The following is a 4,696-nucleotide window of genomic DNA, read 5'->3' on the forward strand; positions in this document are numbered from 1 at the left end:
GACCTGGGCGACTTCGGCGGCACCCTGACGCTGGAACTCTCCAAGGGCGGCGTCGTKGTCGGCTCGCAAGTCGTCACCACCGCAGCGCAGAACGTCGCTGACGGCAGCGTCCTGTACTTCGGCCTGATCGCCTCCAACGCCTCTGAAGAATTCGACCGGGTCCGCTTCCTGTCGACCGTCGGCAGCGGCGACATCTTCGCCTTCGACAGCTTCACGATCGGCACCAAGGAACAAGTGCGTCAGCTGCCCGAGCCGGCCAGCCTGGCACTCGTCGCCGGTTCGCTGCTGGGCCTGGGCCTGGTGCGCCGTCGCCGCGCCTGATAGAGCATCAGCTCACGCCAAAACGGCGGCCTTCGGGCCGCCGTTTTTTCTTGGGTCGCRCCGTTTTGCACCGCCGCGTGCAATGTCAGCTCAAGCGTGACCGACCTTCAGCGCCGCTTCGCGGATGGCGGTCAGCGTCGTGCGCGAGGTGCTGACGTCGGACGACAGCCGCAGGTGGATCAGCGCCGGCCGGCCCGCCGCTATTGCCGCATCCAATGCCGGGCCGACCTGCTCCGTGCTCTCGGCCTTGAAGGCCACGAAGCCGAAGGCCTCGGCGAGTTGGGCGAAGTCGGGGTTGAAGAGGTCACTGCCCGACACGCGGCCCGGGTACTCGCGCTCCTGRTGCATGCGGATGGTGCCGTAGGTGCCGTTGTCCACGACCACGACGAGCAGCTTCTTGGCGCCATAGCCGGTGGCCGTGGCCAGTTCCTGGCCCGTCATCAGGAAGTCGCCGTCGCCGGCGATGTTGACGACCCAGCGGTCCTGCTGCAGCAATGAGGCAGCGACCGCGGCGGGCACGCCATAGCCCATGGCGCCCGAGGTTGGCGCCAGCTGGCTGCGGCCCTCGCGGTGCAGCGCCGTGTAGCGATGGAAGCGGTGCAGCCAGCCGCTGTAGTTGCCGGCGCCGTTGGTGAAGATGGTGCCCTCGGGCAGCTTGGCGTCGATGAGGCGGATGACCTCGGCCATGTCCAGCGGCGCCACCGGCACGGGCACGAGGTTGGCCTCGTAGTCGGCATGGGCCGACTCAGCCCATGCGCGCCAGGGGATGTCGGCGGGCGGCGTCAGCGCGGCCAGGGCCGGGGCGGCCGCGCTCATGCTCGCGTTGATGAGCAGCTCGGCCGTGTAGACGCGGCCCAACTCCTCGGCACCGGCGTGGATGTGGATGAGCGCTTGAGCGGGCCTTGGCGCCTGCAGCAGCGTGTAGCCACCGGTCGTCATCTCGCCCAGGCGCGGGCCGATGGCGAGGATGAGGTCGGCCTCCTTCACGCGCGCGGCCAGCCGGGCATTGATGCCGATGCCCACGTCGCCGGCGTACAGCGGATGGCGGTTGTCGAACAGGTCCTGAAAGCGGAATGCGCAGCCCACCGGCAAGCCCCACGCCTCGGCAAAGGCCTGCAGCGCGGCGGTGGACTCAGGCGTCCAGCCGCCGCCGCCGGCGATAACGAAAGGCTTCCTGGCCGCTGCCAGGCGCTCGCACAGCTCGGCCAGGGCGGCCGGCGTCGGCGCCGCTTCGGCGGGACGCACGGGCGGCAGCACGGGCGCCGTGATGGGTTTGGTCAGCATGTCCTCGGGCAACACCAGCACAACCGGGCCGGGCCGGCCCTGCATGGCGGTATGGAAGGCACGTGCCACGTACTCGGGCAGGCGCTCGGCGTCGTGCACCTCGCCCACCCACTTCGCCATGCCCAGCGTGCCGGGGCCGAACATCTGGCGGTAGTCCACCTCCTGGAAGGCCTCGCGGTCGCGCTGGTCGCTGGCGACCTGGCCGATGAAGAGGATCATCGGCGTCGAATCCTGGAAGGCCGTGTGCAGGCCGATGCTGGCGTTCGTCGCGCCCGGCCCGCGGGTCACGAAACAGATGCCGGGCCGGCCGGTCAACTTGCCCTGCGCCTCAGCCATGAAGGCCGCGCCGCCCTCCTGGCGGCAGGCGATGAAGCGGATCTTGTCGGCGTACTCGTGGAAGCCATCGAGCACGGCGAGGTAGGACTCGCCAGGAACGCCGAAGGCCGTGCCGACGCCCTGGGCAATCAGTGCCTCGACCAGCTTGTGGCCGGCCAGACGGGGGGTGGTAGCTTGTCTAGTCATGTTGGGACTTTAGCTGGCGGCTGCTCCACTTCAGCGGCTCCCGTTGACTGCCCGTTCTATGGCCCGCTCCCTCAGCGTGTCGTCACGCGTCAGGTCCAACGCCTTGTGAAGCGACGACGGTCCGCTGCTGGATTCGGCCGGCTTGCTGACCGGCGTGGCCGGCAGCACGTTGACGGGCGCTGCTGTCACGGCCAGCTCCTGGTGGCCGGGCGGGCACTCGACATTCGTATACGAAACCTGCTGGCCTTTGACACATTTGCGCAAGCCTGCCGGCCGGGACCTGGCCGACGTGGAGGTAGCGGCATCGGCCGCCGGGCGGGCGGCGACCAACGGCTCGCCGAGGCTCGGTGCCGATGTGCTTGACGCGCGCGCTGCCCCCAGCCATGCCTGAAGCTGTTCCTGCTTCTGCCAGACCAGGCCGAGTGCGGCAAGAAGAATCGTCGCAATCGCAAGGCTACGCAGTGACATGGCAGAACCGGGAAAACGTGGTGGCGACCACTTTACCGGCGAGGCGAACGTCACATCGGGCACGTCCTACCTGAGTTCCCCGCTGAAGGAGCCCGTCAGGGCGCCAGCGTGCGCACGAGACGCACCAGCTGCTTCTCGCGCTTGGGACTGCTGCGCACCGCGCCGCCAGGCTGCTCCACCACCCAACCCGTCTGAGGGGACAGSCGGTCGACCTGCCGCTCGGTCGTACCGCGCTGCACGTTGGCGTAGCTGTAGGTGTTCACGGCTTCGCTCTCGATGCGCGCGGTGCTGGTCCAGTACCAGCCACTGGGCGCATCGGGCATGAGCACGGCGGCTTGCTGCTTGCCGCCGATGTGTTCGGGCAGGCGCTTGAACTCCTGCGCGCGGGGCACGCGCCAGAGCCGGCCTTCGGCCTCGCTGCGCGTGCGGGCCGACACCAGCGCCTCGGCATGGGTGAAGAGCTTGATCTCGCCGTCGCAGCGCCGACCATCCCAGTGCCTGCCCTCCACACAGCGTGACCAGGCCAGCCCGGTGGCAGCGTCGATCAGCTCTTGGCCATCGGCACTGGGCGTGAGCTTGGGAGCGGCGTCCTTCGCCATCACGGCGCAAGGCATGGCCAGAGCAAGAGCCAAGGCGGCAATCACGCAGGTTCGCATACGGTCTCCATCATCGTCCGGCCGCCTGCACCAGCGCGGCGGCCTCGGTCGGGCTCACGGCCCCCTCGCCCGCCAGCTCGACGACAACGAGATAGCCCGCCAGGTCATTGCGCGGGCTGGCGGCCGCATAGGTCTGCGCCAGCGTCAGCTGCCGGCTGGCAAGAAGGCGGCCAGTGGCGGGGTCCCAGTCTTCGTTGGAGATCATGCAGCCCTGCTGCGGCGTACCGGGAAAGTAGCTCGTGCCGGCGTAGTAGGCCGGATTGAGGGTCGTGCCGTGGATGAGCAGCTCGTCGCGCCCGGCGCGGCCGGCCAGCCAGGCTTCCTTGATGCCGGAATAGGCCCGCCAACTCGGCGGCAGGAAGCTCTCATAGACGGCCTCGCTCCATTCGATGGAGGGGTCAGCGTGCTCGAACTCGGCCACCGTCGCCTCGATGGGCAGCTTGCTGTGCAGATAGGGCGTGGGGCCGATGTTGGGATTGGTGGCCGTGCCAGCGCCGACGACAGTGAAAACGCCTTGCGGCGTGTTGCCGTTGGTGATGGTGCCCGGCAGGCCGCTGCGCGAGAGTGCAAGCTGCGGCTGGGCGAAGAGCCGGCCGCTCGCATCACGCACGAAGCGGCCATCGGCAGCGCGCACCAGCACGAGGCCCATGTCGGCACGGCCACGGCGTTGCAGGCTGTAGATGACGGGCAGGCCCGGCCGCAGCGGCGCGGCGAGCAGGTCGGCCAGCGGCGGCTGGGCCATGCGCACGGGGGCCACGTCGTCCATCAGCGCCACCAGCCGCGGGTCGTCGCGCCATTGCGGGAACTGGCGGGGCACGAGGTCGCGGACGAATTCCGCATAACCGGGGTTCATCGCTTTCAGCGTGTAGGCCGCGATGGCGAAAGGCTTGCTCGCCGTGAGCTGGGTCAGCAGCGGCTGCAACGCGGCCTGCACTGCAGCTTCGTTCGGGGCCGCGTACAGAGCACGCGCCGCGGTCAGCAGCGCACGCTGGTAGTCCACGTCCCGGCTGGCCAGAGTCGGCAGGGCCTGCAGCAGCAGCAGCCGGGCGGCGTCGATCTCCAGGTTGTACTGGGCCACCAGATCGAAGAGCCTGGGCAATGCGGCATCGCGCTCGGGGCCAGGCGGCAGGGCGATGCGGGCACGGATGTCGGCCAGGGCCGCCTCGCGCTGGGCACGTTCGCCCGCCGTCGACATGGCGGGCCAGCTGAAATCGGCCGGGCGCAACGCCAGCAGTTCTGCGGCGCTGTAGCGCTTCTCGGCGGTTGGCTGGGGCTTCAGGGGCGCACAGGCAGCAAGGGCGAGCGCGAGCAGGGTGAGGAGGAGACGGGCGATCATGGGGCAGGGAAATTTGCAGGCTGCTGTCGAAATCGCGCGGCCCGCTTCGTCATAGTGTCAGGCAAGCGCCTTTCATCACCCTTCACAGGAGATTCCCATGAACCGACTG

The 4,696-nt window shown here is 69.2% G+C and carries 5 protein-coding genes; 1 reads left to right on the forward strand and 4 read right to left on the reverse strand.

What is annotated here, in order from left to right:
- The coding region (locus AC1DU6_RS20520; protein ID WP_477859220.1) for a PEP-CTERM sorting domain-containing protein at nt 1-321 on the forward strand (321 nt) is incomplete at its 5' end.
- Between the two features lie 90 nt (nt 322-411).
- On the opposite strand, the gene AC1DU6_RS20525 is transcribed toward AC1DU6_RS20520, so the two are convergent.
- The 4 genes from AC1DU6_RS20525 to AC1DU6_RS20540 are packed head-to-tail and all read right to left on the reverse strand — an operon-like array spanning nt 412 to nt 4,587.
- The gene (locus AC1DU6_RS20525) at nt 412-2,127 is read right to left on the reverse strand and encodes a thiamine pyrophosphate-binding protein (protein ID WP_477859221.1); all 1,716 of its coding nucleotides are present in this window, start codon (nt 2,125-2,127) and stop codon (nt 412-414) included.
- Nucleotides 2,128-2,157: 30 nt separating this feature from the next.
- The gene (locus AC1DU6_RS20530; RefSeq protein ID WP_457322896.1) at nt 2,158-2,649 is read right to left on the reverse strand and encodes a hypothetical protein; all 492 of its coding nucleotides are present in this window, start codon (nt 2,647-2,649) and stop codon (nt 2,158-2,160) included.
- A 41-nt stretch (nt 2,650-2,690) separates the two neighbouring features.
- Nucleotides 2,691-3,251 carry an Lcl domain-containing protein gene (locus AC1DU6_RS20535; protein WP_457322897.1) on the reverse strand — a complete coding sequence of 187 codons (561 nt, stop codon included), beginning with the start codon at nt 3,249-3,251 and terminating at the stop codon, nt 2,691-2,693.
- A gap of 10 nt (nt 3,252-3,261) precedes the next feature.
- Complete coding sequence (locus tag AC1DU6_RS20540) at nt 3,262-4,587, reverse strand: hypothetical protein (protein WP_457322898.1); 1,326 nt, start codon at nt 4,585-4,587, stop codon at nt 3,262-3,264.
- Nucleotides 4,588-4,696 lie beyond the last annotated feature (109 nt).

The organism is Roseateles sp. P5_B10, assembly GCF_056400485.1.